The organism is Brevundimonas sp. TWP3-1-2b1, assembly GCF_049896165.1.
GTDB classification, from domain to species: Bacteria; Pseudomonadota; Alphaproteobacteria; order Caulobacterales; family Caulobacteraceae; genus Brevundimonas; species Brevundimonas subvibrioides_B.
In genome coordinates, this window is the sequence record NZ_JAFCTT010000006.1 from 175,244 (window position 1) to 201,973 (window position 26,730).

Consider the following 26,730-nt stretch of genomic DNA (forward strand, 5'->3'; position numbering starts at 1 on the left):
TATGCCGACGATCGAAGTTCTGACGGAACGCGCCGAGCCCGTGCTGCCGACGAGCTCGGCGGCCGAGGTCTTCGCACGCTTCCAGCGCGAGCCGGACACGTTCGTCATTCCCGTCGTCGAGAACGACCGCCCGGTCGGTCTGATCGAACGCAACGCCTTCCTCCTCAAGATCGCCGGTCCCTTTGGCCACGCCCTCTACGCCAACCGCCCCGTCTCCCAAGTGATGGATCCGGAGCCGGCCGTCGTCGACGCCGGTGTCCGCATCGATGCCTTCTGCGACATCCTGATCAAGAGCGGCCCGGGCGCCCTGATGCGCGGGTTTGTTGTCACGCGCGGCGGTCGCTACCGCGGCGTGGGCACGGCTGTCTCCCTGCTTCAGGCCGTGAACGAGCAGCAGCGCAGCCAGAACGCCGAGCTGGCGGAACAGGCCCGCGCCCTGAGCGACAGCCGTACCCAGGCTCTCGCCTCGGCCCGCGCCAAGAGCCAGTTCCTGGCCATCATGAGCCACGAGCTGCGCACGCCTATGAACGGCGTCCTCGCGGTCGCCGAACTGTTGCGTCGCCAGCCGCTCAATACGTCGGCCCAGGCCCACGTCCAGACGATCGTCGATTCCTCCGAGACCCTTCTGCGCATTCTTCAGGACGCGCTGGACCTCTCGCGCGCCGAGGCCGGCGAGCTGGAGCTGAACCCGGCCCCGACGCCGCTCCGCGCCCTGGTGGATGACATCGAGGCCATGTGGGGTCCCCGCGCGTCCCAGGACGCCGTCCGCCTGATGGTCGGCTATGAGGGCGACACAGAACTCTGTGCCGACATCGACGGCGTGCGCCTGAAACAGGTGTTCAACAACCTCATCGGCAACGCCCTGAAGTTCGCCCGCAACGGGGTGGTCGAAGCCAGCCTCAAGGCCTGGTCCGAGAACGGCCATGTCCGCATGGAGGCCCGCGTCCGCGACGACGGCCCCGGCGTGGACGCCGATCGTGTCGACGCCATCTTCGAACCCTTCGTGCACGGCTCCGGCCCGGATGGCGCGGGCCTGGGCCTGTCGATCTGCCGCCAGATCGTAGACCGCATGGACGGCCGCATCTGGGCCGAGAACAACGCCGGTCGCGGCGCCACCTTCGCCTTTGACGTCTGCGCGCCACTGTCGGCCCCGGTGGAGAATGTAGCCACCAATGTCTCGACTCTCGCCGACCTGGAACTGCAGTCCAATCCGCACATCCTGATCGTCGACGACAACGCCACCAACCGCGTGGTCGCCCAGGCCCTGTGCGAGATGTTCGGCTGCTCGTCCGAAACAGCCGAGGACGGCGTCGAGGCGCTCGAGGCCGTCCAGGCCCGTCCGTTCGACCTGATCCTGATGGACATCAAGATGCCGCGCATGGACGGCGTCCAGGCGACCCGGGCCATCCGCGCCCTGACCGGCCCGGAGCGTGACATCCCGATCGTCGCCCTGACCGCCAACGCCGACCCGGACGACGCCAAACACTATCTCTCGATCGGCATGGCCGCCGTGGTCGAGAAGCCGATCAAGCCGGAACGCCTGCGCATGGCGATGAACGCGGCGCTGAACGAACGGACGGAGGTCGAGGTCGAGGTGGCCGCTCCTGCGAGGCGTAAGGGCCGCGCGGCCTAGGGGTGCGACGGGCGGCGCAGCCGACGATCCGAACGCCCGGTCAGCCATGGCCGGGCGTTTTTGTTTGTCTCCTCCCCGCGCCGAAGGCGTGGGGAGGTGGATGCGAGCCCTTCGCGAGCAGACGGAGGGGCTCTGCGTGCACCAGGAACCCCTCCGTCACGGCGCTGGAAGAAGCGCCGTGCCACCTCCCCATCGCTGCGCGACGGGGAGGAAACAGCTACGGATTGGACTCCGAAAAACCGGGTGCAAGGAGTCCAATTCCTACGTTTCGACCTCGAAATATACATTTAGAGCATTGAAATAAGGACCGTTTGTATCTTTCGCCCCGACCCGCCACAGCGACTTGCGACTGGACTCGATGCGGGGCGGGGCGGGGCGGGGCGGGGCGATGTCGGGCAGGGCGAGCATGACCATGGCGCGGGCGCGGTCGGCGAGCTTGTCTTAGGCGCGCATCCAGGTCGAGGCCTCCGACGCGCGCCCCATGCCGAGGGCGCGGCGGATGTTGATCAGGAACCACAGGGCCAGCGAACCCAGGATGGCCAGGTTGACCAGGGCCTCCAGACCCGCCGCCAGACCCAGCGGATCAAAGGCCGCACCCTGCAGTCCCTGCGGCCCGACTCCCGCCAGCCAGTCCAGCCCCAGCCCGCCGCCCAGCCACCACAGCTCCAGCGCCGTCGTGACGATCGCCAGAATCACAAGGCCGGTGAATATCCTCGTCACATAGAAGGGGCGGGCGATGGCCTCGGCCTGATCCGCCGTCCGCCGCGCCTCGACCACCAGCCCGGTCGCCACCCACCAGGACCGGTGAACCCTGACCTCATGGTCGCGGAGCTTTGGCTGCCGCACGGGCCGAGGCCGAGGCCGACCCGAAGCCCACGCCCATAGACCCCGGCGCTCGCCCGCGATTTTGTCGCAGACCCGCTGCATTGCCTCGCCCCCCTGCCTTCCGGCTATTCGAGCGCGAACAAGGGGAGCAACACCGATGAGCACAGGCTCTGGATTTCTCGGCGTGGTCGAGCGCATCGGCAATCGTCTGCCCGATCCGGTGTTCCTGTTCCTGTGGCTGATCTGCGGACTGGTGGTGCTCAGCCTGGTCGGTTCGGGTCTGGGCTGGTCCGCCGTCAACCCGGTCACCGGCGAGACGCTGGTGGCGCAGAGCCTGCTTTCGCGCCAGAATCTCGAGAAGCTGATCATCGGCATGCCGCGCACCCTGGCGGACTTTCCGCCGCTCGCGATCGTGGTGACCATCATCTACGGGGCGGCCGTCGCCGAGCGGACCGGGCTGTTCGATTCCGCCATTCGAGGCGCGTTGCTCAATGCGCCCAGGGCCGTGCTGACGCCCGTCGTCGTCGTGGTCGGCATGATGTCTCACCACGCATCGGACGCCGCCTATGTCGTGGTCATTCCTCTGGCCGCCGTGATCTTCGCCGCGGCCGGACGGCACCCGCTGGCCGGCCTGGCGGCCGGCTTCGCCGCAGTGTCCGGAGGCTATGCCGGCAACCTGTTTCCGGGATCCCAGGACGCCCTGATCCTTGGTATCACCGAGCCGGCGGCCCGGCTCATCGACCCGACCTATTCCGTGAATATCGCGGGCAACTGGTTCTTCATCGTCGGCGTCGTTCTGGTCTTCACGCCGATCGTCTGGTTCCTGACCGACCGGGTGATCGAGCCGCGCCTGGGTCGCTGGACGCCGTCCGACGCCGCCCGGCCGCCTTCCACCCCCGAAGAACAGGCCCTGACGCCCGCGCAGAAGAAGGGGCTGGCCCGGGCCGGTCTTGCGATCCTGGCCATGCTGGCCCTCTGGACCGCCCTGACCCTGATGCCGGGCTCGCCCTTTTTTGATCCCGAGGCCGAGCCGGGGCAGGAGTTCAATCCCCTCTATCGGTCGCTGATCGCCTTCTTCGCTGTCACCTTCTTCGTTGCCGGCGGGGCCTATGGTGCGGGCGCCGGCACGGTGAAATCCCACCGGGACATGGTGCGGATGATGGGCGAAGGCGTCGCCCAGCTGGCCCCCTATATCGTGCTCGCCTTCTTCGCAGCCCACTTCGTGGCCATGATCAACTGGTCTGGTCTCGGCCCGATCCTGGCCGTCAACGCAGCGGCGGAGCTTCAGCGGATCGCCCTGCCGGCCCCGGTGCTGCTGATCGCCGTCGTCCTGGTCTCATGCGTGTTCGACCTGTTCATCGGCTCGGCCTCGGCCAAATGGTCCGCCCTGGCTCCGATCGTGGTGCCTATGTTCATGCTCCTCGGCATCAGTCCGGAGATGACGACCGCCGCCTATCGGATGGGGGACTCGGTCACCAACATCGCTACTCCACTGATGAGTTATTTTCCCCTGATCCTGACCTTCGCCCAGCGGTGGGACCCGCGCTTTGGCCTGGGATCGCTGCTGGCGACCATGTTGCCCTATGCGGGGTCCTTCCTCGTGGCGGGCCTGCTGATGGTGGCGGCCTGGGTCGTGCTGGACCTGCCGCTAGGGCCGGGGGTGGGCGTCCACTACGAACTGCCCTCGGCCGTGGCGCCGGTCGCCTCGTCGTCGTCCTCGTCATAGCCCACGAGACGGAGCGCCCGCGCCTTCATCCCGTTGATCTCGGCCCAGCGTAGCAGTCCCTCCTCTCGCCCATGGGTGATCCAGATCTCCTCTGGCCTGATCTCCTCGAAGGTCGCGATCAGCTCCGGCCAGTCGGCATGGTCCGAGATCACCAGCGGCAGCTCCACGCCGCGCTGCCGCGCCCGCGCCTTGACCAGCATCCAGCCCGAGGCGAAGGCCGTCACCGGATCGGCGAACCGGCGCGACCAGCGGTCCTGGATGGCCGACGGCGGGGCGATGGCCACCTCCCCGCCCAGGGCGCCGGCCTTGAGTCCCGTCGCCGGCAGGATCGGGCCCAGATCGACGCCCTCGCGTTCGTACAGCCGGTTCAGCCGCTCCAGCGCCCCGTGGACATAGATCGGCCGCTCCCAGCCCGCCTCCCGCAGCAGCCGGATCACGCGCTGCGCCTTGCCCAGGGCATAGGCCCCGACCAGATGGGCCCGCTCCGGAAACTGGCCCAGGGACTGGACCAGCCGGGCGATCTCCTCGGTGTCCGGCGGATGGGTGAAGACCGGCAGGCCGAACGTCGCCTCGGAGATGAAGACATGGCAGGGGACCGGCTCAAACGGCGCGCAGGTCGGATCGCGACGGCGCTTGTAGTCGCCCGACACCACCATGGTCAGACCCTGATACGTCACCACCGCCTGGGCCGAGCCCAGCACATGGCCCGCCGGGACCAGCTTCACCTCAACGCCGCTGTGTGAAGCCGTCTCGCCATAGGCCACGGCCTGACGTCGCCCGGTGAAATCCTCGCCATAGCGTTCCGCCATGATGGCCAGGGTCTGGTTCGTCGCCAGCACCGCGCCGTGCCCCGACCGCGCGTGGTCGGAGTGGCCATGAGTCACCACCGCCCTGTCCACCGGACGCACCGGATCGATGTAGAAATCTCCCGGCGGGCAATACAGGCCGGCCGGTGTGGGCCTCAACAGGTCTTCGGGACGGATCATGGTCGGGATATGGGCCTGCGTCGGGACTTGCGAATAGGCGCCCGCCCGATAAGGACGATCTCATGAACGATACGTTCCTGACCACCCTGATGCCGCAGCTGGCCTCGGGCGCCGCCCACACCCACGCCCTGGGCTTCGTCTACGAGGGCGTGAACGGAGACCGGGTGCGGCTGCGGACGCCGTGGCGGCCCGATCTGGTCGGGGATCCGCAGACCGATGTGTTCGCCGGCGGTCTGGTCACCGCCATGCTCGACCACGTCGGCGGCCTCGCCGTCTGGACCAAACTGGGGCGCTACGAGCCCATCGCGACCCTGGACCTGCGCATCGACTACATGCGGCCCGCCCGGCCCCGCGTCGACCTGCTGTCCGAGGCGCGCTGCTATCGCGTCACCCGCACCATCGGCTTCGTCCGCGCCTGGGCGTTCGAGGATGATCCCGCCGACCCGGTGGCGGCGGCCCAGGCCACCTATGTCATCTCCTCCGACGGAGGACGCGGCGCCGGGGCCAATCTCAAGCCCCGGGAGGAGCGCGCATGACCCTGCTGCTCGACATCATCCCCTACGCCCGGTTCCTGGGCCTGCGCAGCGAGCAGGACGGCGACGTCCTGACCGTGACCATGCCGTTCGCGGATCATCTGGTCGGCAATCCGATGCTTCCCGCCCTGCATGGGGGGTCTACAGCGGCCCTGCTGGAACTGACCGCAGTGGCCCAGGTCGCCCTGGTCTGGCCGCGACTGCGCCTGCCCCGGCCGATCACGGTGACGACCGCCTATCTCCGGTCGGGAAAACCCAGGGATGTCCATGCCCGCGCCCGCATCTCCCGCGCCGGCCGCCGCGTGGCCCATGTTCTGGCCGAGGCCTGGCAGGAAGACCCGGCCCAGCCGATCGCCAGCCTGACGGCGCACTTCTCGATGGACGAACACGACTCATAATTGAGAAGCCCTGCCGATCCGAGGCGCACAGGTCCCGACATGACCGTCGGCCTGAGGCGCCTGATTGGGGCACCCTCAAAGATGGTTAAGGAACCCCTACCAATCTCGCCCCAAGCGTGTTAACCCTCCCTTTACCATTGTAACTTTTTGGAAGGGGCTAACATGGATCGGACTGAAGTCGTCGCCAGCGTTGCTGGAGATCTCTACGCTACGGAATGTGCGGTTGATGCCGCGATCACCTCGGCCACCACGCTCGTTCAGTCCATGATCGGCGCCCGGACCCTGCTCAAGGCGTCGCCGGTCGCCGGCGCCGTGTCGCAAGCCAAGGCCATCGAGGCCATCGCCGCCCTGTCCGCTGCTCGCGACGCCGTCGTGGCCTGCCACGCTGAACTCGCCAAGGATCACCGTCGCATGGGCTATGGCGTCTACAACGTCGGCCCGATGGACAAGCCCGACGACGACTGGGGCGATCAACTGCCGCCGCCGCCGCAGGTCGAGCAGCAGCTCCGCACCATCCGGCCCATCCGCGTCGCGTGAATTCGGGTTAATGTCGACGACTCCGGTTTTCGCTTAACCAGACTCGCAGCATGATCGCTCCCGCGTCAGTGGACGCGGGGGCGATTTCATGTTGGACACCCTGTATTCGCAGATCGGCCTGCTGCCGATGGTGCTGGTCGGCATCTTCGCCTTCACCAAGGGCGATGAGCCCGAGCGACTGGCCATGGGCGCCTATCTGCTGGGCTGGATGGCCGGGCTGCTACTCCAGGACGACCAGGGCTTGTATTCCAACTGGCAGCCGGGAATGTTCGCCTTGGATGTCGTCATGCTGCTCGTTCTTGGAGGGCTCGCATGGAAGTTCCATCGCAACTGGCCGATCTGGGCGGCCTCGCTGCAACTCATCATCGTGATGAGCCACATCGTCACCCTGTTTGACCTGCGGCCCGGGATGTCGGCCTTCTATACGATCCTGAATCTGGCCGGTTACGGCATCCTCATCGCCATCGGGCTGGGTACCTTCTGGGCCTGGCAGGAGCGCCGCGCGGCGGGGGTGGAATAGAGGGCTGGAATAGGTCGATATTCCTAGCTATCCTGTCCGCCGAATCAGCTGGCGGATCCCATGCCCCTTTCCCATGCCCGACTCTGGGCCACGCTCGACATGCTCGCGCAACGCGCGGGCATCTCCGTCTCCGCCCTCGCCCGGCGCGCGGGCCTGGACGCGACATCCTTCAATCCCTCCAAACGGTTCGGACCGGGCCAGCCGAGCCGTCCTCGCTGGCCTTCGACCGAGAGCCTGACCAAGGTGCTGGGTGTCGTCGGGATGTCGCTGGCGGAGTTCGCCGAACTCGCCGAGGGCGATTATCGGCGCGCGCCGACCATTCCCCTGCTCGGCATGGCCCAGGCGGGGGCGGACGGCTTCTTCGACGATGCGGGCCTGCCGACCGGCGAAGGGTGGGACCAGACCGACCTGCCCCTGCCCCGCCCGTCCCTGTTCAGCCTGCAGATCTCGGGCGACTCCATGGCCCCGCTTTATCGCCAGGGCGACCGGGTTCTGGTCGACCGGGATCGAACCGATGTCCGCAAGGGCGACCGGGTCGTGGTGCGCACCGCGACGGGCGAGACGATGGCCAAGGAGGTCACCTCGCTGACGGCCAGGTCGGTCACCCTGGCCTCCATCAACCCTGCCTACGAACCCCGCGTCATCCCACGCAAGGACATCGACTGGATCGCCCGCATCCTCTGGGTCAGCCAGTAGGCTCCGTAGTCTTCGTCATCCTCCGGCGAGCCCTGGCGAGACCGGGGGACCCAGCGGCGCGCGCGAGCGCGAACCTGTCGCGCGCCCGGAAGTTTCCAACAGTCTGCCTGAACAGATCGCCTTCGGCGCCTCCCCCGGTCCGATCTCCGATCGGCCGGAGGATGACGATGGGTCCCCCGGTCTGCGGCGCTGCGCGCCTTGCCGGAGGATGACGAACGAAAGAAAGGGCCGCCCCTTTCGGGACGGCCCTGACTTCATTTCGAGCTGTCAGCCTTGTTCAGTAAGGCCGAACATAGTTCGCGTTCACCCAGCCGCCACCGGCGATCTGCACCCATTCACCCTGCGACCCGACGGCCGTGAAGGGCTGGCCCGCCGACAGGGAGCCGGCCTGGCGATAGCTGGTGCCCGGGCCCGAGCGGATGCGCAGGTTGGACGAGGCACGGTACTGGGCGCCGCTGGAGCTGCCCTGGCTGTTGGCGCGGGCGCGTTGCTGGTTGCAGCCGATGTAGGAACCGGCCGCGGCGCCGGCGCCGGCGCCGGCCACGGCCCCGAGGGTCCGCTCGTTGCTGGAAATACGGCTGCCGGCCAGGGCCCCGAGGACGCCGCCGATCACGGCGCCGACCTGTTGGCGACCGCCGGGGGCGTCACAGCTGGTCACGCCATTGGACTGCTGGGCCTGGGCGGCCATGGGGGCGGCCGAAACGAGCGCGGCCAGGACGGCGGCGGTCATCAGGCCGGTATTGAGGATCTTCGACATGGCTCTCTCCATTTATCGAGGTTGGTCGATGGCGTGAGAATGCGCCGGCCCGCATGAAGGCTCCCGGAGCGTCGCCGTTATTTTCGGTTCATGTACGCAAGGCGGCATAGAGGGCGCACTTCCTGGGGGGCTAACGCTCGCCGCGCGGCGGCTCGCGGCTTGAACCGGAAACGGTGTCTCCTCCCCATCGCCGCTTGGCGGTGGGGAGGGGGACCACGAAGTGGTGGAGGGGCTCTTGCCGCCCGAAGAACCCCTCCGTCTCTGCGCTTCGCTCCGAGCCACCTCCCCATCGCTACGCGACAGGGAGGAGACAGGGCGACGGCTTCAGGTCGGCTTCAGGTTCTCAGAGACGATCGCACCGTCGGCCCCGTCGCGAAGCAGATAGCTGGTCTGTCTCAAGCCATAGATCGCGGCGAAAGAGCCAAATCTCGGCCCTTGGGAAGCGCCGAGTAGCACCTCATAGAGAGCACTGAACCAGCCCCTCAGAGGCTCGAACGCATGCGCCTTGCCGACCGAATAAACCTCGGCCTGAACAGTCTCTGCGTCCGCATCTTCCGGCAAGCCGTCCAGCCGATTGGCCAGATCGGTGAAGGCTGCCTTCTCTTGATCGGTCGGAGCTCGATAAGACTTCGTCGGCCTGACGAAGTCTTCGTAGTAGTTCAGCGCGCGATCCAGAAGCTCATCCAAAATGGGCTCGCTGGCAGAGGTCGCGCCCGGCAGATACCGTCCCAGGTAAGCCCAAAGCTGATCCTTATCCCGAAGGTTGGCCACGCCGACCAGGTTCAGCAGCAGGGCGAACGACACCGGCGAGGCGACCTTCGGCGGCGCGCCCGCATGGATCGCCCACACGGCGTTGTCGATCTGCTTGGCCGGCTCCTGCGTCCCGTAGAGGTCGATGGCGCCCAGATAGTCGTCGATCGCGCGGGGAATCACGTTGAAATGCAACGATTTGGCTGATTTCGGCGACTGGAACATGTACCACGACAGGCTCTCGGGCGTGCCGTAGCGCAGCCACTGGTCCATGGTCAGGCCGTTGCCCTTGGACTTGGAAATCTTCTTGCCCTCGACGTCGAGGAAGAGCTCGTAGTTGAACCCCTCCGGCGGAACCCCGCCCAGGGCGCGACAGACCTTGGACGACTCGCGCACGCTCTCGATCAGGTCCTTGCCCGACATCTCGTAGTCGACGTCCAGCGCGGTCCAGCGCATGGCCCAGTCCGGCTTCCACTGCAGCTTCACATGGCCGCCGGTGACCGGCAGCTCGGTGCGCCCGCCCGCCGGGTCGTCGAAGACGATGGTCCCCTTTTCGACGTTCCGCTCCAGCGTCGGCACCTGCAACACATGGCCGGTGATCGGGCTGACCGGAAGGAAGGGCGAATAGGTCGCAGCTCTCTCCGGGCCCAGGGTCGGCAGCATGATCGCCTGCACCGCGTCGAACCGCCCCAGCAGACGCAGCAAAGTCTCGTCGAACCGCCCCGACCTGTAGGTCTCGGTCGAGGACATGAACTCGTAGTCGAAGCCGAAACCGTCGAGGAAGGCCCGCAGACGGGCGTTGTTGTGAGCGCCGAAACTGTCGTGTGTCCCGAACGGATCGCGCACCCGCGTCAGCGACAGATTCAGGTCCTCGCGCAGCATCTCCGGATTGGGCACGCCTTCCGGAACCTTCCGCAGCCCGTCCATGTCGTCGCTGAACGCGATCAGCCGCGTCGGCCAGTGATCCCCGGTCAGGGCGCGGAAGGCGTTGCGCACCATCGTCGTGCGCGCCACCTCGCCGAAGGTGCCCATGTGCGGCAGGCCGGACGGACCATAGCCGGTCTCCAGCACCACCGGCTTTGCCAGGGCCTCGAACGTCGCCACCGCCTCGTCCGCCTTGCCGGCGTCGATCAGCAGTTTCGCCGCGTCCCGCTCGCTGTCGGACAGGCGCTTCTTCAGCACGTGGTCGAGCAGGGCGCGGGCCTGTTCGAACGGCCAGGACCGGGCATCGCGGGCAAGGGGTTCAAGGTTCTGCAGCATGGGCCGGGGTTTGGCCGCTCACGCCCCCATCGTCAACGTCGGGTCAGTAGCCCAGCCCGTTGCGGACCTGTTGTTCGCGGCCGTTGGTGAACAGGTCGGCGGCCTTCAGCTTGGCCTCATAGGGGTCCGAGAAGCCCCAGGTGCGCGCCAGCACCTGGGCGTCCGAATAGGACAGGCCCGTGTCTTCCCATTCGCAGACGTTGCCGTCGTTGCGGCTTTCCCGCAGCACGACCGGCACGTTGGTGCCGATGCCGTTGAGGATCTTCTGGCCGATGATGACCTTGCCGCCGACAGCGTCCTGGCCGTAGAGGGCGCCTACCAGCCTGGCGTCACAGTAGTTGTAGCGCGACGAGAAGAAGGCGTCGTACTCGCGCTGCTGGGGCATGGCCTGCGCCGGTTGTCCGAACACCACCAGGGCGACGGCGCTGGACATCAGGAGGGCGGCGGACAGGCGGCGGGCGCGATGGCTATTGGTCATGGTCGGTCCCCGAAAATATCAGCGCTGACTATACGGGTTTCGCATCCCGCCGATAGGTGTCGCTTCCTGACGAAGCCTGTCCAGCCAATGCGCTCTGGCGTGTTCGTCGATCGGCGACCGGATCAGCAAATCGACCAGGGTTCCCGGCGTCGCCTCGCCGGGCTCGCGGTCCCGACACCAGCCCAGCACGCCCTCGAACAGTCCCGCGGCCGCCATCAGCGATTCGGTCTCAAGCTGCGCGGGCAGCACCCGCACCTCGACCGTGTGTTTCTCCGGCCGCCCGGTCAGCAGGTTGGTCAGGTTCAGGTCGCAGTATTTGGTCAACCCCACCCCGCCCAACGCCGCCTTCGCCTGTGTCCAGTCCATGGCCCGGAACGCCTCGCTCCCGGTCAACTGGCCCAGCGCCGCCGGCCAGTCGCCCAGCCGCACACAGCGTGGATTGACTCCGACCAGCCGCTTGAGCGCTTCGCCGTGACGGGTCCAGACCTCGACCAGCCCGGCCATCGCCGACGCCGAACACAGCGGCCCGCCGTCGAAATGGACATGGGTCGCGCCCTCGGCCGGAACGGTGAACCCCAACCGGCGCGCATCGGCCAGAAATCCCGCCAGCGTCGACTCATGATCCCTCTCGATCGGCGCGGTCACGATCTCGCAGGGACGCTCCCGCTCGCCGGGCAGGGGCGCGTCGATGGCGACCGACCGGCCGCGCTCGTCGACCACCCGCACCATCCCGGCCTCATGGCGCTGGGCCGCTGTGCCGAACAGGGCGGCCAGCGGTTCCAGTGTCCCCTCGCCCTGCGCCTCTGGATCGCAGTGCCGCTCGACCAGCCGCAACAGCCGCCCGTCGTCCGCCACGATCCGCCGCCACCCGGCCAGGGGGGCCCGTTCCCGGTCCAGATCGCGTTGCAGGGTCAGGTCGTCGACGAAGGACGCGACCCAGACGCCCTGCCCATCCCGCACCCGGAACCCCGGCGTCAGGTTCTCGAATACCGGCCGTCCCTCGACCGCACTGGGCTCGGACTGGGGGTGGAAGAAACACTCGACCGTCCCGCCGACCCGCGTCGCCGTCGCCTCCGCCAGATCGCGCCGCGACAGGCCCGGCGGGGCCATCAGCTCGATCTCGAAGCCGGTCTTCCAGTCCAGTGTGACGGCCAAGGCGGGCTCCCCTATCGGGTCCAGCCTAGAGCAGGATCGGCTGAGGAGGAATCGCTTCGCGATTCCGCTGATGCCGTGAATCCTGCTCCAGGTATCAGCGAGAGCGTGATTCACGCTTTCGACAGAAGCGCGAAGCGCTTCCGTCTCAAACGATCAGGCTCTGGCAGCAAGCGTCCGGCTGTCAGCGCTCGGCTTCAGCCTCGGCGGCATCCGGCCGTGCGACGCCCGGAATGGCGACGCAGCGCTGCTGCGTGCCGCCGCCCGGCGCGGCTTCCACACGCGGCGCGATGGAGCTGACCGTCGTCCCGTCGGGCCCATAGGTGCCCAGGAACTGACACCCGGTCTGCAGGTCGGTCAGGACATAGACGCCCGGCTGATCGGTCGTCGTCTTCGAGAAGGTCGCCCCGACCGCCGCCAGCAGGGCGCCGCCGGGATTGTCGATGGCCTGTTGCACCTGGGCGGTGCGGGTGTTGACGGTCTCGAGTGTCGCCTCGGCCTTGGCGGCCGTGTCCTGAAGGTCCTGCAGGGCGGACGTGTCGCAGGCGGCGACGGTCAGGGCCAGGACGGAGGCGGCGAGCAGAATCCGGATTTTCATCGTTGCAGTATGACCGGGCCAACGGCTCGGGTCGCCCGGACACAAGGTCGCCCCCCGCACTTGACCCCGCCTCGCCCCCGTGGCCATTCGCGCCGAGCATGAAAACCACCGACTTCGACTTCGACCTGCCTGAGGACCGCATCGCCCTGCGCCCCGCCGAGCCGCGCGATTCCGCGCGCCTGCTGGTGGTGAAGGACGGCGCCCTCGCCGACCACCTCGTCTCCGACCTGCCCGACTTCCTGCGTCCCGGCGACGCCCTGGTCTTCAACGACACCCGCGTCATTTCCGCCCGCCTGTCCGGCGTGCGCCAGCGCCCCAACCCCGTGATCGGGGGTCCGGAAGGCGAGACCCTGACCGTCGAGGTCGAGGCCACCCTGCACCACCGCGACGCCCCCGACGCCTGGTCCGCCTTCATGAAGCCGGGCAAGCGGATCAAGCCCGCCGACCGGGTGCGGTTCGGGGCTCACGGCGACGCCGCCTGCGCCCTCGGGCGTCTCGACGCTACGGTCACCGGCAAGCAGGAAGACGGCCTCGTCGCCCTCAAATTCGACCTCTCCGGCCCCGCTCTGGACGACGCCATCCGCGATGTCGGCGTCATGCCCCTGCCGCCCTATATCGCCGCCAAACGGCCCGAGGACGACCGCGACCGTTCGGACTACCAGACCGTCTTCGCCGCGCACGACGGCTCCGTCGCAGCCCCCACTGCGGGCCTGCACTTCACCCCCGCCCTGCTCGACGCCATTCGCGCGAGGGGCGTCACGACCCACGCCGTCACCCTGCACGTCGGGGCCGGCACCTTCCTGCCGGTCAAGGCCGACGACACCGCCGACCACAAAATGCACTCCGAATGGGGCACAGTCCCGGCGGAGACCGCCGATGCCCTCAACGCCGTCCATGCCGCCGGCGGCCGCATCGTCTGCGTCGGCACCACCTCGCTGCGTCTGCTCGAATCCGCGACGACGCCGGAGGGCGTGATCCGGCCCTTCCACGGCGATACGGCCATCTTCATCACACCGGGCTACCGCTTCCGCGCCGCCGACGTCCTGATGACCAACTTCCACCTGCCGAAGTCGACCCTGTTCATGCTGGTGAGCGCCTTCGCGGGCCTCGAGACCATGAAGGCCGCCTACGCCCACGCCGTGGCCGACGGCTATCGCTTCTATTCCTACGGCGACGGCTCCCTGCTTCACCGAGAGGCATAAAGACGGGCAACCCTTGACCTGAGATCGCCCCCGGCGTGATCTGCGCCTTCCCCCGCCGTCAGTCCCGGATCAGCCCATGTCGCGTCTCGCCGTCTCCGCCTGCCTCGCCGCCCTTCTGATCGCGAGCGCCTCGCCCGGAGCGGCCCAGACGGCGGGTCCGACCACCCCCGACATCGGCGGCTTCCCCGACAGCCCCCTGATCCCGGCCCCGACCCGGGAGACCTTTCCCGGCGTCATCAGGTACGAGGTCGACGCCACCGACCTGGACCACCGCGTCATCTCCGTGCGCCAGACCATCCCTGTCGCCAGCCGCAGCCTGACCCTGCTCTATCCGAAATACCTGCCCGGAAACCATGCCGACTCCGGTCCGATCCAGCTGTTCGCCGGCCTGACCATCACCGCCAATGGCCAGCGCGTCGAATGGCGCCGCGACGCCGTCGATCCCTACGCCTTCCACATCGACGTGCCCGAGGGCGCGACCGAGATCGTCACCGAGTTCCAGTGGTTGACCCAGGCTGACAACGCCAACTGGCGCGTGGTCATGACCCCATCGATCGTCAACATGGAGTGGGAAAAGGCCCTGCTCTACCCGGCCGGCTACCGCTCGACCGGCATCACCTTCGCCCCCAGCATCAAACTGCCCGAGGGCTGGAACTACGGCGTGGCCCTGGAGACCACCTCGTTCGAGAACGGCGTCGCGACCTTCGCCCCTGTCGATCTCTACACCCTGGTCGACAGCCCGATGTTCGCGGGTCAGCACTATCGCCGCATCGACATCGACGCCGACGGCGAGGACGTCCACCTGAACATCGTCGCCGACACCGCCGCGAACCTCGCGCCCACCGACGAACAGATCCAGATCTATACCGACATGGTGACCCAGGCAGACCGTCTCTACGGCTCGCGCCACTATGACCGCTATGAGTTCCTGCTGGCCTTGACGGACCAGCTGGGCGGCATCGGGCTGGAGCATCACCGCTCGTCCGAGAACACCGCCGCGCCCGACTATTTCACCAACTGGGGCAAGTCGGCGGGCAACCGCGCCCTGCTGCCGCACGAATACACCCACTCCTGGAACGGCAAGTTCATGCGGCCGGCCGACGAGCTGACCGCCAACTACAACGTCCCGACCGAGAACAGCCTGCTGTGGGTCTATGAGGGCCAGACCGAATACTGGGGCGACGTCCTGTCGGCTCGCGCCGGCCTCCACACCAAGGCCCAGGCCCTGATCGGCCTGGCCGACCGCGCCGCCTTCTACGAGAACCAGCCGGGCCGCGAATGGCGGAACCTGCAGGACACCAACAACCACAACCTTCTGGGCTATCGCATCCCCGGCCAGTGGCCGTCATGGATGCGCGGCACCGGCGACTACTATGACGAAGCCGCCCTGATCTGGCTGGACGCCGACACCCTGATCCGCGAGCTCAGCCGCGACCGCAAGTCGCTCGACGACTTCGCCCGCACCTTCTTCTCGCCGGAGGGCACGGATGGGTCGTGGACCCCGCGCGGCTACACCTTCGCCGACGTGGTCGCCGCCCTGAACGCGGTCCAGCCTCATGACTGGGCGACCTTCCTGCGCACCCGTCTGGACGCCGCCGGCCCCGACGCCCGCGCGCCGCTGGAGGGTCTGGAGCGGGGCGGCTATCGCCTGGTCTATGTCGAGGAGCCCAACGCCGACGAGAAGGCCATGTCCTCCAGCTGGGGCTCGGACTTCCGCTATTCGCTGGGCTTCAGCCTCGCGGGCCCGACGCAGCGTATCTCCGCCATCCAGTGGGGCGGACCGGCGTTCGAGGCCGGCATCGGCGCCGGCTGGGACCTGATCGCCGTCGGCGACCGCGTCGCCACGCCCGAGGTCCTGCGCGAGGCCGTCACCGCCGCCAAATCCGGCGAGGCCCCCATCCGCCTGATCCTGAAAAACGGCCAGCGCATCCGCACCCTCGACCTCACCTACACGGGCGGCCTCCGCTACCCGCGTCTGGAGCGGATCGAGGGCACGCGCGACCGCATCGGCGACATCATGACCGCGCGGGGGCGGTGACGTGACCCTCCCTCCCCATCCGCAGGAGCCGATGGGGAGGGATCGGGTCTACGATACCTTCAGCAGACCCAGCATGGCCTCGGCGGCTTCCCGAGACGAGCCGGGGTTCTGTCCGGTCACCAGCTTGCCGTCGACCACCACATGGGAGCCCCAGTCCGGCCCTTTGGAGTAGTCGCCGCCGTTGGCGATCAGGACGTTTTCGACGAGGAACGGGACAATCCCGGTCAGGCCCACAGCCTCTTCCTCGGTGTTGGTAAAGCCGGTCATCCGGCGCCCGTTGACCAGCGGCTTGCCGTCCGGCCCGTTGACGGACTTCAGCACGCCCGGCGCGTGGCAGACGAATCCGGTCGGCTTGTCAGCCTGGGCGAAGGACTCGATCAGGGCGATGGAGTCCCTGTCATTCGCCAGATCCCACAGCGGCCCGTGCCCGCCCGGATAGAAGACGGCATCGAAATCCTCGGCCTTCACCGACGACAGTTCAACCGTGGTCGCCAACGCCGCCTGCGCGGCCGGATCAGCCTTGAACCGGTGAGTGTCCTCGCTCTGGGCGTCGGCTTCGTCGCTCTTGGGATCCAGTGGCGGCTGGCCGCCCTTGGGCGAGGCCAAGGTGATCTCGGCGCCGGCGTCCTTCAGCGCATAGTAGGGAGCCGCGAACTCCTCCAGCCAGAAGCCGGTCTTCTTGCCGGTGTCGCCGAGTTGGTCGTGCGAGGTCAGCACCATCAGGATGTTCATGGCGGTCGGCTCCGTCGATCAATGAGAATGAACCAGGTCTGATGCTGGTAGTGCCGGAACGCAGAAAAGGCCCGGCGGTTTCCCGCCGAGCCTTCCAAAGATCCTCTCGACCCGAAGGTCGCGACGGTCTTCTTACTTGATTTGCACCTTGGCGCCGGCTTCCGTCAGCTTCTTGGCGACTTCGTCGGCGACTTGCTTGGAGACGTTCTCGACGACGGGCAGCGGAGCGCCTTCGACCAGGTCCTTGGCTTCCTTCAGACCCAGGTCCGAACGCACGCCACGGACTTCCTTGATGACGTTGATCTTCTTGTCGCCACCGTCCAGCAGCATGACGGTGAATTCGGTCTGCTCTTCGGCGGCTTCAGCCGGAGCAGCGGCAGCGCCGCCGGCAGCGGCGACGGCGACCGGAGCAGCGGCGGAGACGCCCCACTTTTCTTCCAGCAGCTTGGACAGTTCAGCGGCTTCGAGGACGGTCAGCTTGGACAGGTCGTCGACGATCTTGGACAGGTCGGTCATGGTCAGTTTTCCTTCGGAGGATGGGGTTCAGTAGAGATTTGCAGAGATGGAAGAGGGTTCGCTTACGCGGCGTCCTTGGTGGCGTACGCGTTGAACACGCGGGCCAGTTGGGCGGCCGGGGCTTGAACGACGCCGGCGATACGGGTCGCAGGCGTGTTGAGCAGGCCCAGGAACGACGCGCGGATCTGATCCAGCGACGGCAGTTTGGAGAGAATCTCCACGCCCTTCGCGTCCAGAACCTTGTCACCCATGAAGCCGCCCAGAACGACGAACTTGTCGTTGGCCTTGGCGTATTCGGCTGTGACCTTGGCGGCGGTCACGGCGTCGGGTGCGTAGGCGATACCGACCGGACCCTTGAAAAGGGCATGATGGTCGGAACCTTCAGCGGCTTCGAGAGCCTTCAGCGCCAGGCGGTTCTTGACCACCTTGAACGCTCCGCCCGCGGTGCGCAGACGGCCCCGCAGGTCTTCCATTTCCGCAACGGTCAGACCCAGGTTGTGGGTCACGACCACGGCGCCGGCGTCGCTGAAAACGCCCTTCAGCGTTTCGATCGACTCGGCCTTTTGTGCGCGGTCCATTGCGGTCTCCAGTCTTGAGGTTCGACGCCGGGCTTATTCCCGACGGCGAGAGGCCAAAGCCCAATGCGTCGCCGCATTGCGTTGTGGCCGGTAGCGATGTCCGAAAGGATGCTCTGACGGGGTTCCGTCCCGGAAACCGGGCCGACCGTGCGTCGTCTGCGTCGCTATCTCCCCACGGCGTCAGAGGGCTCTCTGACATTTATGGCCTGGGTGACCCCCAGACCCCGAAGTTCTCGGACAGGACCGGGAAAGGCAGAACCCATCCCGGGAAGCGGCGCTCATAGCGAACCCCCCTCGAAAAGGCAACGGGCGACGATCCGAAGAGCGCCGCCCGTGTCCCGATAGTCTCTGATCAGGCCGTCAGCGAGGCCGGATCGATCTTCACGCCCGGACCCATGGTCGAGGACAGGGTGATGCGCTTGACGTAGGTGCCCTTGGCGCCGGCCGGCTTGGCACGTTGCAGCGCGTCCACATAGGCCTTCACGTTGGCTTCGAGGGCTTCCTGGGTGAAGGAGGCCTTGCCGATGCCGCCATGGGCGATACCGGCCTTCTCGACGCGGAACTCGACCGCGCCGCCCTTGGCGTCCTTGACGGCCTGGGCGACGTTGGGAGTCACGGTGCCGACCTTGGGGTTCGGCATCAGGCCGCGCGGGCCCAGCACCTTACCCAGACGACCGACCAGGGCCATCATGTCCGGGGACGCGATGACGCGGTCGAAGTCCATGAAGCCGCCGTTGATCTTCTCGTACAGATCCTCGGCGCCGACGTGTTCGGCTCCAGCGGCGCGGGCCTCATCGGCCTTGGCGTCCTTGGCGAAGACGGCCACGCGAACGTCGCGGCCCGTGCCGGACGGCAGGTTCACGACGCCACGGACCTGCTGGTCGGCGTGACGGGGATCGACGCCCAGGTTGACGGCGATCTCGATCGATTCGTCGAACTTGGCGGTGGCGTGTTCCTTGACGGTCTTGATGGCGTCCGAGAACGGCATCAGGGCTTCGCGGTCGACGGTCCACGCCTTGATGCGCTTGGCTTGGTTGCTCATGTTCAGCGCTCCACGATGTTGAGGCCGATGGCCTTGGCGGAACCTTCGATGATGCGCGCGGCGGCATCCAGATCGTTGGCGTTGAGGTCCTTCATCTTCTTCTCGGCGATCTCGCGCAGCTGAGTACGGGTGATCGAACCGACCGTCTCGCGGCCCGTCAGCTTGGAGCCCGAGGTGATGCCCACGGCCTGCTTGATGTAGTGGGTGGCCGGCGGGGTCTTGGTGACGAAGGTGAACGACTTGTCCTGATAGACCGTGATCACGGTCGGCAGGGGGGTGCCTTTGACTTCCTTCTCGGTGCGCGCGTTGAACTCCTTGACGAAGCCCATGATGTTCACGCCGCGTTGACCCAGTGCGGGCCCGATCGGGGGGGAAGGCGTGGCCGAACCGGCCGGCACCTGCAGCTTGATATAGCCCAGAATCTTCTTGGCCATTGGTCTCTCCTGTGAATGACCCCGAAGCTAATCGGGGCCGGTGAGCCGTGGTCGGGCATGGCTGCCTCCCACGGATTTATCCTTTGCCCCTGGGCGAAGGAGGCGCGCGTGTAGCAGGGGCGCGGGTCTGAGGCAATGCCTTCTCCCTCCCACTCGGGGGAGGGTGGCTGAGCGAAGCGAAGCCGGGTGGGGGCGGCCAAGCGATCCAGACACCGCACAGCGAAAAGGCGGCCCGTCGCCGAGCCGCCCCACCCGGTCGCCAAGGCGACCTGCCCTTCCCCGAGGGGGAGGGAAAATCCGTGCGCTTAAGCCGCGTTCTTCTCGACCTGGCTGTATTCCAGATCCACCGGCGTCGGCCGGCCGAAGATCGACACGGCGACGCGCAGGCGGGCGGCGTCCTCGTCGACGCTCTCCACCTGACCGTCGAAGCTGGCGAACGGGCCGTCGATGACCTTGACGGTCTCGCCGATATCGAAACGGATCGTGGGCTTGGGACGTTCGACGCCCTCCTCCACCTGACCGATGATGGCCTGGACCTCACGTTCCGAGACCGGCAGGGGCTTGGTGCCGCCCGCGGCGCCCAGGAAGCCCGTAACCTTCGGCGTGTCCTTGACCAGGTGATAGGCGTCGTCGGTCAGTTCCATCTTCACCAGCACATAGCCGGGGAAGAATTTGCGCTCGGAGTTGACCTTACGGCCCCGGCGGATCTCGACGACGTCCTCGGTCGGCACCAGAATTTCGGAGAAACACTCCACCAGGCCGCGCTGCTTGGCCTGGTCGCGGATGTGCTGGGCGACCTTCTTCTCGAAGTTCGAATAGGCGTGGACGATGTACCACTTGTGGCGCGGGTTCGAGGCCGGCTTGGTTTCGGGCGCTGCATCCGTCATGGGCGCGTCTCCTTCTTTTTCTTTATTGGCCGAGGGCGAGGATGTAGCGCGAGGCGAAGCCCAGGCCAGTATCCACGATCCAGAAGAAGGCCGCCGCCAGCAGCACCATGATGAAGACCATCACCGAGGTGATCCAGGTCTCCTTGCGGCTGGGCCACACGATCTTGCGGGCTTCGGCGCGGACCTGGCTGGCGAACTGGGCCGGCGAGGTGCGCGGCTTGGCCACGGGCGCATCGACGGTGACCGTCGAGGCGGAGGCCGAAGCGCCGGCCATCTGCGGCTTGGCGCCGGCGGCAGGGTTGCCGGTGCGGCGTCCGCCGGGAAACTTGGACTTGGCCATGGGCTCTCGGGGTCTCTTCGTAAACGCTTGATCCTGTCCCCGCAGATGGGGATGCCCAGTCTGCGGGAACAGGGGGAAGTGGCAGGAGCTGGGGGATTCGAACCCACGACCCCCGGTTTTGGAGACCGGTGCTCTACCAGCTGAGCTAAGCTCCTAGACAATACAGAAGCGCGCCGTGGGAGAACCCAACGGCGCGTCTGCTCGCCAGACCGGGGGCTATGCCTGACGCGGCGGGGCATTTCAAGACTAATCCTCCCCCGTTGGGGCAGGTGAGGCGGCGCACTTGCACCGTGACGGAGGGGGCCAGTCGCAAATTCGGTGTCTGCGGCCAGCCCCCTCCACCACTTTGTGGCCCCCCTCCCCCAATGGGGAGGATTCTAGTGATCCAGGTGGGCGGCGACCGCGTCGGCCTCGTCTTCCCGCTTCACGAGCTGTTTGAACATCAGCTTGTCGATGCGGCGGTCGTCCATGTCGATGACCTCGACCTCGAACCGGCCGAGTTGAAGCGTCTCGCCCTCGTCGGGCACGCGCGAGAGATGGTGCAGCACCAGACCGGCCACGGTGTGGAAGCCGTCCTGGTCGCCGAAATCCTCGCCCAGCACGTCGGCCAGCTCCTCCAGGTCGGTCTGGCCGTCCACCAGCCAGGTGCCGTCCTCGCGCTGGCGAATCCAGGCCTCCTGGTCATCGTGACCTTCGTCGAAGTCGCCGGCGATCATCTCCAGCAGGTCCGTCGCCGTCACCACGCCCTCGAAGGCGCCGTACTCGTCGACCAGGAAGGCCATGTGGACCTTGGACGACTTCATGATCTCCAGCGCCTTCAGCACCGAGGTCGATTGCGGGATGAAGGCCGGGGTCTGGACGTGCTTCTCGATGTTGAACTCGCCGTCGGTCAGAAGGCTGTCCAGCAGGTCCTTCTTGTGGACAACGCCCAACGGATTATCGACGTCGTTCTCGCGCGCCACGACGATGCGGGAATAGGGGCATTTGCGAACCTCGTCGCGCAGCTCCTTTTCGGTGTCGTCAAGGGCGACCCAGAACACCTCGTGACGCGGCGTCATGGCCACGCGGATCGGGCGATCGCCCAGCGTCAGGATCTCCTCGATCATCGTCTGTTCTTCGGGCTCGATCAGACCGGCCGAGGTGCCCTCGGCGATCATGGTCTCAACCTCTTCCTGGGTGACGTCGGAGCCGTCGCGGTCCTTGACCCCCATGATCTTGAGAATGCCCGAGGTCGAGGCGGTCAGCAGCACCACGAACGGATGCAAGACGATGGCCACGGTCGAGATCGGCGCGGCCATCTTGGCCGCGATCGTCTCAGGGAAGATCAGCGCCAGCCGCTTGGGCACCAGCTCGCCGACGATCAGCGAGACATAGGTGATGCAGATGACCACCAGCAGGGTGGAGAAGATCTCGGTATAGGCCGCCAGCGCCGGAAAGGTCGTTTCCAGAATCAGGTTCAGCTCGCCCGCGATCGCCGCCTGACCGAAGGCGCCGGCCAGAATGCCGATCAGGGTGATGCCGACCTGGACCGCCGACAGGAAATGGGTTGGATTTTCGGACAGCTTCAGCGCGGCCCGGGCGCCCCGGTCCCCGCGTTCGGCGCGGCTTTGCAGCTTGGATCGGCGGGATGAGACGACCGCCAGCTCGGTCATGGCGAACAGGCCGTTGAGCACCACGAGGAGCAGAACGACGACAATGGCGATAAGTAACATCTAGGGGGGGGAGAACCGGCGCGGCGCGACAGTCGGCGTCCGCTGTGCCAGCCTAGCCGAATTGGACCGGTTTCGCCACGATTTCCTTGAACGGAGAGATCAGCGGGTCCGGCCGGCCTCGATCGAGCCATAGGCGCCCGATTGGCCGGCCTCGACGGTCGCGCAAGCGGAGACACCGATCAGGGTGCCGATGAACAGGCCGATCCGAAGTGCGCGTCGCATAGGGTTACCAAAATATTAACGTCCCGGTCTGAACGTAGGCCTTGGTTCGAGGTTGCACGCAAGCCCCCGCCCCCGCCGGTTGTGCGGAACGGTAAACAGGCCTGCGGGTTGGCTAACTCCAGTCCGCCCGAGAGTTGAGTCATGATCCGCCGCGCCTTCGCCGTCGCCCTCCTCGCCTCCGTTTCCCTGGCCGCCTGCAGTGCGCCCGATCCAGAGAGCCAGGCCCCAGCAGCGCCGACCGCGCCTACGGCTGCCGGCGCGACGGGTCCCCTTTCCGCCCAGACCATCGAAACAGCCGTCTGGCAGGCGTCGTCTTCGGTTCCCGCAGCCCCCGCGACGCCGTCGCCGCGAGCCACCGCGCCCGGCGCCGACCCGTCCGGCCCCGCTACGTCCACCCCGCCGCGCCCTGAGGTCATCCGCGCCCAGATCCTCCTCGACCGCGCCCGCTTCTCGCCCGGCGCCATCGACGGCCTCGGCGGCGAGAACACACGCCAGGCCATCGCCGCCTTCGAGCAGGCCAACGGCCTGCCCGCCGACGGCGAGCTGGACGGCCAGGTCTTCGCCAGACTGACGCAGGACTCCGCGCCCGTCATGACGCGCTACGCGATCACCGCCGCCGACGTCGCCGGGCCGTTCCGTCCCGTGCCCACGTCTCTGGAGGACCAGGCGGCCTTGCCCGCCCTGAACTACGCCAGCGCCTTCGAGGGTCTCGCCGAGAAGTTCCACGTCACCGAGGCCCTGCTGTCGGCCCTCAACCCGGACGCCAATTTCGAGCAGGTGGGCGCGATCCTCGTCGTCCCCGCCGTCCCGGACCAACCCCTGCCCGCCGTCACCCGCATCGTGGTCGACAAGGGCGACAGCGCTCTGCGGGCCTATGGCGCCGACGGAACCCTGCTGGCCTTCTACCCCGCCACCATCGGCTCCAGCGCCAGGCCCGCTCCGTCCGGGCGGCTCACTGTCGTCGGCGTCGCCAACGAGCCGGACTACACCTACGATCCGGAGCGGGTCAGCTATGACCGGGGCGACCGCAAGCTGGTGGTCCCGGCCGGTCCCAACAATCCGGTAGGCTCGGTCTGGATCGAACTGTCGCTCGACACCTACGGCATCCACGGCACGCCGGAGCCGTCGCAGATCGCCAGGACCGCCTCCAGCGGCTGCGTCCGCCTGACCAACTGGAGCGCCGAACAACTGGCCGCCGCGGTCAAGCCGGGCGTGGAGGTGATCTTCAGCTAGGCTCGACCGCGCCCAGCGCCGTCCCGCCCCAGAAGCCGCAGTGATGCCGGTCGTGGAAGGTGGCGTCGACGCGATCGCCCTCGGGATGGAAGACCACGATCGGTCCATCGCCGTCTCTGACGCGCGGCCAGTCCTGCTCGAAGTCCGGATCGTGCCCGAACCCGGCCCACAGCCGCATCATCCTGTCCGACAAGGCCCGCTGCTCCGATGTCCATCGGCCTGTGTCGGCGAACAGCCAGCTCGTCCCGAACACATAGGCCAGTTCCGAGGCGTGATAGGCCCCCATGTCGAGGCCGCTGATCCAGTCGGGCAGCAGGAACGGCGCCTCGGCATCGGCGAACTCATACCCATGCACCGGGACATGCCGCGCCAGCAGCCGCCTCAAGGCCTCGGCCGGGCATGAGAACCGGCTGTCGGTGAAGCTTTGAGCGATGGCGATCGCGGGACCGTCCGCACCCACCGGGTACCGCTCCAGCGCCCGCTCCCCGTCGGCGCCGTACAGCCAGACCGTCTCCTTCTGATAGCGGTCCATGTCCTTGACCTCGACGGCGAACAGCCGGCCCTCGTCCGTGTTCGTGCCCACGATCACCGGGACCTGGGTGAACCGGCCACTGGCGAAGGCGTCAGGCGGACTGATCGGCACGGTCGCGTCCGTATGCACCGGACCCCACGAGCCCGGTCCATTGATCCCGGATCGCAACGAGGGCGCCCGCGCGAGCCGCCAGGCGGGCAGCGCTCTCAGGCAGGCCACCTGTCCCTGCTCCGTGCAGCCAAGGGCTTCCGCGAACGGCGGCCCGCCCGGCGCCTGGTCCTTGGCGGCGTTCAGCGACTGTGGCTCCAGGCACGGCCCGCTCTGCAGGATGACCCGGTGGAACAGCCCCTCCGACCCGGGCGAGGCCATCAGATAACAGGCGCTCCATGCCCCCGAACTCTCCGCGAACAGGGTCACGTCGCCCGGATCGCCGCCGAACGCCCCGATGTTCTCATGCACCCAGCGCAGCGCCGCCTGCTGATCCATCAGGCCCCAGTTGCCCCCCAGGTTCTGGGCGCCGCCTTCGCCCTCGGCAGCAAAGCCGGGATGGGCCAGCCAGCCGAGCGCGCCCAGCCGGAAGTTGACCGTGACCACGACCCGCCCCTGTTCGGCCGCCAGCCGCGACGGATCGTAGTTGGCCCCCGATCCGATCGTGAAGGCCCCGCCGTGCAGCCAGACCATCACCGGCAGCGGCCCTGAAAGACTGTCATCCCGGACCTGATCCGGGACGGGCCCGTACACATTCACGAACAGACAGTCCTCGGACCCGACGACCAGTCCGCCGCCGCCGCCGAGGATGGCCTTCCTCCCCAGGGCCTGAACGCAGTCGGACCCCAGCCGCGTCGCATCCCTGACGCCGTGCCACGGCTCCGGCGGTCGCGGTCCTCGCCAGCGCAGGTCGCCGACCGGCGCCTTGGCATAGGGCACGCCCAGGAAGGCCCGGACCCCGGCCCCCTCGACGCCGCGCACCACGCCCGCCTCCGTCCGCGTCTCGACGAACGACCTGTCCGACGCGAACCGCACCTGATCGACGGCGCCCGGGTGTGTGACCACGCAGCCGCCCAGGGCGAGCGCCATCACGGCGATCGCCGCCTGCCAGAACCCGGATCTCGTCATTCAGTCAGGCGGCCTCAGTAGTAGCCGTAGCTCCCGCGCCTCGGCACGCGATCATAGCCATAGCGGCCGTCACGATTATAGCCGCCGAAGCCATAGCCGCAGGGATCGTCCCGATCCGACAGCTGGTTGCCGAGCAGACCGCCGGCCAGCGCCCCGATCGCCGCGCCCCGCTCCCGGTCACGTTCGCCCGCGATGGCCGCCCCGGCCAGAGCGCCCAGAGCCGCGCCGCTGGCGGTCGCATACCTCTGGTTCTCCGCATAGTCGCGTTCGCACTGTGAGGCGTAGTTGTCGGTTGTGGCGCAGGCGCCGGTCAGCATCGTTGCGGCGGACACGGCCGCCAGGGTCCAGATCGTTTTCATCGAGGGCTCCTTCGGAAACACTTGCTGGCCAACGCGGGGTGCCACGGGGTGTTCCGCCTTCCTTCGTCATCCTCCGGCAAGGCGCGCAGCGCCGCAGACCGGGGGACGCAGCGGCGCGCGAGAGCGCGAACCTGTCGCGGACACCAGCGGCCGAGATCCTGCCTGAACAGATCGCCTTCGGCGCCGCTGCGTCCCCCGGTCTTCGCTTCGCTTCGCCGGAGGATGACGAAAGAAAGAAAAAGGCCCCCCGGCTTTCACCGGAGGGCCTCATTCAACTCAGTCCATTCGGACCGTCGTGTTTCCTACTCGACGATCTTGGCGACGACGCCGGCGCCGACGGTGCGGCCGCCTTCACGGATGGCGAAGCGCAGGCCCTGGTCCATGGCGATCGGGGTGATCAGTTCGACGTTCAGCTCGGCATTGTCGCCGGGCATGATCATCTCGACGCCTTCCTTCAGCTGAACGATCCCCGTCACGTCCGTGGTGCGGAAGTAGAACTGCGGGCGGTAGTTGGTGAAGAACGGCGTGTGACGGCCGCCCTCTTCCTTGTTCAGGATGTAGGCCTCGGCCACGAACTTGGTGTGGGGCGTGATGGAGCCCGGCTTGCACAGAACCTGGCCGCGCTCGACGTCTTCACGCTTGGTGCCGCGCAGCAGCACGCCGACGTTGTCGCCGGCCTGACCCTGGTCCAGCAGCTTGCGGAACATTTCCACGCCCGTGCAGGTCGTCTTCTGGACCGGACGGATGCCGACGATCTCGACTTCCTCACCGACCTTGACGATGCCCTTTTCGATACGGCCGGTGACCACGGTGCCGCGACCCGAGATCGAGAAGACGTCTTCCACCGGCATCAGGAACGGCAGGTCCAGGGGACGCGCCGGCTGCGGGATGTAGTCGTCCACGGTCTGCATCAGCTTCAGCACCTGCTGCTCGCCGAT

Annotated in this window: 29 protein-coding genes and 1 tRNA gene; 10 read left to right on the plus strand and 20 right to left on the minus strand. The window is 67.4% G+C overall.

Annotated features, from left to right (window positions below; all coding sequences use genetic code 11):
* The first annotated feature begins 1 nt into the window (after position 1).
* Positions 2 to 1,633, plus strand: a complete 1,632-nt coding sequence (locus tag ACP7AB_RS07885; RefSeq protein WP_425989504.1) for a response regulator — start codon at positions 2 to 4, stop codon at positions 1,631 to 1,633.
* Between the two features lie 441 nt (positions 1,634 to 2,074).
* Here the strand turns inward: ACP7AB_RS07885 and ACP7AB_RS07890 are convergent, their stop codons facing one another.
* Positions 2,075 to 2,479 (minus strand): hypothetical protein, encoded by a 405-nt coding sequence (locus ACP7AB_RS07890; protein ID WP_425989502.1) that lies wholly within the window; start codon positions 2,477 to 2,479, stop codon positions 2,075 to 2,077.
* Between the two features lie 136 nt (positions 2,480 to 2,615).
* Here ACP7AB_RS07890 and ACP7AB_RS07895 point away from each other — a divergent pair, with 136 nt between their 5' ends.
* Positions 2,616 to 4,184 (plus strand): AbgT family transporter, encoded by a 1,569-nt coding sequence (locus tag ACP7AB_RS07895; protein ID WP_425989500.1) that lies wholly within the window; start codon positions 2,616 to 2,618, stop codon positions 4,182 to 4,184.
* Here ACP7AB_RS07895 and ACP7AB_RS07900 read toward each other — a convergent pair.
* The gene (locus ACP7AB_RS07900; protein ID WP_425989499.1) at positions 4,130 to 5,170 is read right to left on the minus strand and encodes a ligase-associated DNA damage response exonuclease; all 1,041 of its coding nucleotides are present in this window, start codon (positions 5,168 to 5,170) and stop codon (positions 4,130 to 4,132) included. The two genes, ACP7AB_RS07895 and ACP7AB_RS07900, sit on opposite strands and share 55 nt — an antisense overlap.
* 62 nt (positions 5,171 to 5,232) lie before the next feature.
* On the opposite strand from ACP7AB_RS07900, the gene ACP7AB_RS07905 reads away from it, so the two are divergent.
* The 5 genes from ACP7AB_RS07905 to ACP7AB_RS07925 all read left to right on the plus strand — a co-directional run bounded on the left by ACP7AB_RS07905 (position 5,233) and on the right by ACP7AB_RS07925 (position 7,854).
* On the plus strand, positions 5,233 to 5,706 hold the full coding sequence (locus tag ACP7AB_RS07905) for a PaaI family thioesterase (RefSeq protein ID WP_425989498.1): 474 nt from the start codon (positions 5,233 to 5,235) through the stop codon (positions 5,704 to 5,706).
* Positions 5,703 to 6,101, plus strand: coding sequence for a PaaI family thioesterase (locus ACP7AB_RS07910; RefSeq protein WP_425989496.1), 399 nt, complete (start codon positions 5,703 to 5,705; stop codon positions 6,099 to 6,101). The genes ACP7AB_RS07905 and ACP7AB_RS07910 overlap by 4 nt, the downstream gene beginning before the upstream one ends.
* A gap of 162 nt (positions 6,102 to 6,263) precedes the next feature.
* The gene (locus ACP7AB_RS07915; protein ID WP_425989494.1) at positions 6,264 to 6,638 is read left to right on the plus strand and encodes a hypothetical protein; all 375 of its coding nucleotides are present in this window, start codon (positions 6,264 to 6,266) and stop codon (positions 6,636 to 6,638) included.
* A gap of 88 nt (positions 6,639 to 6,726) precedes the next feature.
* Complete coding sequence (locus ACP7AB_RS07920) at positions 6,727 to 7,158, plus strand: hypothetical protein (RefSeq protein ID WP_425989492.1); 432 nt, start codon at positions 6,727 to 6,729, stop codon at positions 7,156 to 7,158.
* Between the two features lie 60 nt (positions 7,159 to 7,218).
* The gene (locus ACP7AB_RS07925) at positions 7,219 to 7,854 is read left to right on the plus strand and encodes a S24 family peptidase (protein ID WP_425989490.1); all 636 of its coding nucleotides are present in this window, start codon (positions 7,219 to 7,221) and stop codon (positions 7,852 to 7,854) included.
* A gap of 277 nt (positions 7,855 to 8,131) precedes the next feature.
* Here ACP7AB_RS07925 and ACP7AB_RS07930 read toward each other — a convergent pair whose 3' ends face one another.
* The 5 genes from ACP7AB_RS07930 to ACP7AB_RS07950 all read right to left on the minus strand — a co-directional run bounded on the left by ACP7AB_RS07930 (position 8,132) and on the right by ACP7AB_RS07950 (position 12,849).
* Positions 8,132 to 8,611, minus strand: a complete 480-nt coding sequence (locus tag ACP7AB_RS07930; RefSeq protein WP_425989488.1) for an SH3 domain-containing protein — start codon at positions 8,609 to 8,611, stop codon at positions 8,132 to 8,134.
* A gap of 324 nt (positions 8,612 to 8,935) precedes the next feature.
* Positions 8,936 to 10,621 (minus strand): lysine--tRNA ligase, encoded by a 1,686-nt coding sequence (locus ACP7AB_RS07935; protein WP_425989486.1) that lies wholly within the window; start codon positions 10,619 to 10,621, stop codon positions 8,936 to 8,938.
* 43 nt (positions 10,622 to 10,664) lie between these two features.
* Positions 10,665 to 11,099: a hypothetical protein gene (locus tag ACP7AB_RS07940; protein WP_425989484.1), complete on the minus strand. Its 435-nt coding sequence runs from the start codon at positions 11,097 to 11,099 to the stop codon at positions 10,665 to 10,667.
* 18 nt (positions 11,100 to 11,117) lie between these two features.
* Complete coding sequence (locus ACP7AB_RS07945; protein ID WP_425989483.1) at positions 11,118 to 12,254, minus strand: amidoligase family protein; 1,137 nt, start codon at positions 12,252 to 12,254, stop codon at positions 11,118 to 11,120.
* A 181-nt stretch (positions 12,255 to 12,435) separates the two neighbouring features.
* Positions 12,436 to 12,849, minus strand: a complete 414-nt coding sequence (locus ACP7AB_RS07950) for a hypothetical protein (RefSeq protein WP_425989481.1) — start codon at positions 12,847 to 12,849, stop codon at positions 12,436 to 12,438.
* Positions 12,850 to 12,947: 98 nt separating this feature from the next.
* Here ACP7AB_RS07950 and queA point away from each other — a divergent pair, with 98 nt between their 5' ends.
* Complete coding sequence (queA, locus tag ACP7AB_RS07955) at positions 12,948 to 14,051, plus strand: tRNA preQ1(34) S-adenosylmethionine ribosyltransferase-isomerase QueA (RefSeq protein ID WP_425989479.1); 1,104 nt, start codon at positions 12,948 to 12,950, stop codon at positions 14,049 to 14,051.
* A 76-nt stretch (positions 14,052 to 14,127) separates the two neighbouring features.
* On the plus strand, positions 14,128 to 16,089 hold the full coding sequence (locus ACP7AB_RS07960) for a M61 family metallopeptidase (RefSeq protein WP_425989477.1): 1,962 nt from the start codon (positions 14,128 to 14,130) through the stop codon (positions 16,087 to 16,089).
* Positions 16,090 to 16,137: 48 nt separating this feature from the next.
* Here ACP7AB_RS07960 and ACP7AB_RS07965 read toward each other — a convergent pair whose 3' ends face one another.
* The 10 genes from ACP7AB_RS07965 to ACP7AB_RS08010 form a co-directional block, all read right to left on the minus strand.
* On the minus strand, positions 16,138 to 16,821 hold the full coding sequence (locus ACP7AB_RS07965; RefSeq protein ID WP_425989475.1) for a type 1 glutamine amidotransferase domain-containing protein: 684 nt from the start codon (positions 16,819 to 16,821) through the stop codon (positions 16,138 to 16,140).
* A 132-nt stretch (positions 16,822 to 16,953) separates the two neighbouring features.
* Entirely contained in the window at positions 16,954 to 17,337 is a 384-nt protein-coding gene (gene rplL, locus ACP7AB_RS07970; RefSeq protein WP_425989473.1) for a 50S ribosomal protein L7/L12, read from the minus strand.
* Between the two features lie 62 nt (positions 17,338 to 17,399).
* On the minus strand, positions 17,400 to 17,915 hold the full coding sequence (gene rplJ / locus ACP7AB_RS07975; protein WP_425989471.1) for a 50S ribosomal protein L10: 516 nt from the start codon (positions 17,913 to 17,915) through the stop codon (positions 17,400 to 17,402).
* Between the two features lie 352 nt (positions 17,916 to 18,267).
* Entirely contained in the window at positions 18,268 to 18,957 is a 690-nt protein-coding gene (rplA, locus tag ACP7AB_RS07980; protein WP_303697020.1) for a 50S ribosomal protein L1, read from the minus strand.
* Between the two features lie 2 nt (positions 18,958 to 18,959).
* Complete coding sequence (gene rplK / locus ACP7AB_RS07985) at positions 18,960 to 19,391, minus strand: 50S ribosomal protein L11 (protein WP_298163331.1); 432 nt, start codon at positions 19,389 to 19,391, stop codon at positions 18,960 to 18,962.
* Between the two features lie 305 nt (positions 19,392 to 19,696).
* Entirely contained in the window at positions 19,697 to 20,278 is a 582-nt protein-coding gene (gene nusG, locus ACP7AB_RS07990) for a transcription termination/antitermination protein NusG (protein ID WP_425989468.1), read from the minus strand.
* A gap of 22 nt (positions 20,279 to 20,300) precedes the next feature.
* The gene (secE, locus tag ACP7AB_RS07995) at positions 20,301 to 20,618 is read right to left on the minus strand and encodes a preprotein translocase subunit SecE (protein ID WP_303697021.1); all 318 of its coding nucleotides are present in this window, start codon (positions 20,616 to 20,618) and stop codon (positions 20,301 to 20,303) included.
* A gap of 79 nt (positions 20,619 to 20,697) precedes the next feature.
* Positions 20,698 to 20,773: transfer RNA gene (locus tag ACP7AB_RS08000), tRNA-Trp, on the minus strand.
* Between the two features lie 222 nt (positions 20,774 to 20,995).
* The gene (locus ACP7AB_RS08005; RefSeq protein ID WP_425989465.1) at positions 20,996 to 22,330 is read right to left on the minus strand and encodes a hemolysin family protein; all 1,335 of its coding nucleotides are present in this window, start codon (positions 22,328 to 22,330) and stop codon (positions 20,996 to 20,998) included.
* A gap of 99 nt (positions 22,331 to 22,429) precedes the next feature.
* Positions 22,430 to 22,552: a hypothetical protein gene (locus ACP7AB_RS08010; protein WP_425989464.1), complete on the minus strand. Its 123-nt coding sequence runs from the start codon at positions 22,550 to 22,552 to the stop codon at positions 22,430 to 22,432.
* A gap of 141 nt (positions 22,553 to 22,693) precedes the next feature.
* Between ACP7AB_RS08010 and ACP7AB_RS08015 the strand changes: the two genes are divergently transcribed.
* Positions 22,694 to 23,785 carry a L,D-transpeptidase family protein gene (locus tag ACP7AB_RS08015; RefSeq protein ID WP_425989462.1) on the plus strand — a complete coding sequence of 364 codons (1,092 nt, stop codon included), beginning with the start codon at positions 22,694 to 22,696 and terminating at the stop codon, positions 23,783 to 23,785.
* On the opposite strand, the gene ACP7AB_RS08020 is transcribed toward ACP7AB_RS08015, so the two are convergent.
* The 3 genes from ACP7AB_RS08020 to ACP7AB_RS08030 all read right to left on the minus strand — a co-directional run.
* Positions 23,778 to 25,433, minus strand: a complete 1,656-nt coding sequence (locus tag ACP7AB_RS08020; RefSeq protein WP_425989461.1) for a carboxylesterase/lipase family protein — start codon at positions 25,431 to 25,433, stop codon at positions 23,778 to 23,780. The two genes, ACP7AB_RS08015 and ACP7AB_RS08020, sit on opposite strands and share 8 nt — an antisense overlap.
* A 14-nt stretch (positions 25,434 to 25,447) precedes the next feature.
* Entirely contained in the window at positions 25,448 to 25,792 is a 345-nt protein-coding gene (locus tag ACP7AB_RS08025) for a glycine zipper 2TM domain-containing protein (protein ID WP_425989459.1), read from the minus strand.
* 302 nt (positions 25,793 to 26,094) lie between these two features.
* Positions 26,095 to 26,730, minus strand: a 636-nt coding sequence (locus ACP7AB_RS08030) for an EF-Tu/IF-2/RF-3 family GTPase (RefSeq protein ID WP_426046127.1), incomplete at its 5' end; no start/stop codon positions are given.

What these genes read in the sequence shown, in the direction of transcription:
- ACP7AB_RS07885 (WP_425989504.1), top strand. Translation starts at nt 2, where the DNA reads ATGCCGACGATCGAAGTTCTGACGGAACGCGCCGAGCCCGTGCTGCCG.
- ACP7AB_RS07895 (WP_425989500.1), top strand. Translation starts at nt 2,616, where the DNA reads ATGAGCACAGGCTCTGGATTTCTCGGCGTGGTCGAGCGCATCGGCAAT.
- ACP7AB_RS07900 (WP_425989499.1), bottom strand. Translation starts at nt 5,170, where the DNA reads ATGATCCGTCCCGAAGACCTGTTGAGGCCCACACCGGCCGGCCTGTAT.
- ACP7AB_RS07905 (WP_425989498.1), top strand. Translation starts at nt 5,233, where the DNA reads ATGAACGATACGTTCCTGACCACCCTGATGCCGCAGCTGGCCTCGGGC.
- ACP7AB_RS07910 (WP_425989496.1), top strand. Translation starts at nt 5,703, where the DNA reads ATGACCCTGCTGCTCGACATCATCCCCTACGCCCGGTTCCTGGGCCTG.
- ACP7AB_RS07915 (WP_425989494.1), top strand. Translation starts at nt 6,264, where the DNA reads ATGGATCGGACTGAAGTCGTCGCCAGCGTTGCTGGAGATCTCTACGCT.
- ACP7AB_RS07920 (WP_425989492.1), top strand. Translation starts at nt 6,727, where the DNA reads ATGTTGGACACCCTGTATTCGCAGATCGGCCTGCTGCCGATGGTGCTG.
- ACP7AB_RS07925 (WP_425989490.1), top strand. Translation starts at nt 7,219, where the DNA reads ATGCCCCTTTCCCATGCCCGACTCTGGGCCACGCTCGACATGCTCGCG.
- ACP7AB_RS07930 (WP_425989488.1), bottom strand. Translation starts at nt 8,611, where the DNA reads ATGTCGAAGATCCTCAATACCGGCCTGATGACCGCCGCCGTCCTGGCC.
- ACP7AB_RS07935 (WP_425989486.1), bottom strand. Translation starts at nt 10,621, where the DNA reads ATGCTGCAGAACCTTGAACCCCTTGCCCGCGATGCCCGGTCCTGGCCG.
- ACP7AB_RS07940 (WP_425989484.1), bottom strand. Translation starts at nt 11,099, where the DNA reads ATGACCAATAGCCATCGCGCCCGCCGCCTGTCCGCCGCCCTCCTGATG.
- ACP7AB_RS07950 (WP_425989481.1), bottom strand. Translation starts at nt 12,849, where the DNA reads ATGAAAATCCGGATTCTGCTCGCCGCCTCCGTCCTGGCCCTGACCGTC.
- queA (WP_425989479.1), top strand. Translation starts at nt 12,948, where the DNA reads ATGAAAACCACCGACTTCGACTTCGACCTGCCTGAGGACCGCATCGCC.
- ACP7AB_RS07960 (WP_425989477.1), top strand. Translation starts at nt 14,128, where the DNA reads ATGTCGCGTCTCGCCGTCTCCGCCTGCCTCGCCGCCCTTCTGATCGCG.
- ACP7AB_RS07965 (WP_425989475.1), bottom strand. Translation starts at nt 16,821, where the DNA reads ATGAACATCCTGATGGTGCTGACCTCGCACGACCAACTCGGCGACACC.
- rplL (WP_425989473.1), bottom strand. Translation starts at nt 17,337, where the DNA reads ATGACCGACCTGTCCAAGATCGTCGACGACCTGTCCAAGCTGACCGTC.
- rplJ (WP_425989471.1), bottom strand. Translation starts at nt 17,915, where the DNA reads ATGGACCGCGCACAAAAGGCCGAGTCGATCGAAACGCTGAAGGGCGTT.
- rplA (WP_303697020.1), bottom strand. Translation starts at nt 18,957, where the DNA reads ATGAGCAACCAAGCCAAGCGCATCAAGGCGTGGACCGTCGACCGCGAA.
- rplK (WP_298163331.1), bottom strand. Translation starts at nt 19,391, where the DNA reads ATGGCCAAGAAGATTCTGGGCTATATCAAGCTGCAGGTGCCGGCCGGT.
- nusG (WP_425989468.1), bottom strand. Translation starts at nt 20,278, where the DNA reads ATGACGGATGCAGCGCCCGAAACCAAGCCGGCCTCGAACCCGCGCCAC.
- secE (WP_303697021.1), bottom strand. Translation starts at nt 20,618, where the DNA reads ATGGCCAAGTCCAAGTTTCCCGGCGGACGCCGCACCGGCAACCCTGCC.
- ACP7AB_RS08005 (WP_425989465.1), bottom strand. Translation starts at nt 22,330, where the DNA reads ATGTTACTTATCGCCATTGTCGTCGTTCTGCTCCTCGTGGTGCTCAAC.
- ACP7AB_RS08010 (WP_425989464.1), bottom strand. Translation starts at nt 22,552, where the DNA reads ATGCGACGCGCACTTCGGATCGGCCTGTTCATCGGCACCCTGATCGGT.
- ACP7AB_RS08015 (WP_425989462.1), top strand. Translation starts at nt 22,694, where the DNA reads ATGATCCGCCGCGCCTTCGCCGTCGCCCTCCTCGCCTCCGTTTCCCTG.
- ACP7AB_RS08020 (WP_425989461.1), bottom strand. Translation starts at nt 25,433, where the DNA reads ATGACGAGATCCGGGTTCTGGCAGGCGGCGATCGCCGTGATGGCGCTC.
- ACP7AB_RS08025 (WP_425989459.1), bottom strand. Translation starts at nt 25,792, where the DNA reads ATGAAAACGATCTGGACCCTGGCGGCCGTGTCCGCCGCAACGATGCTG.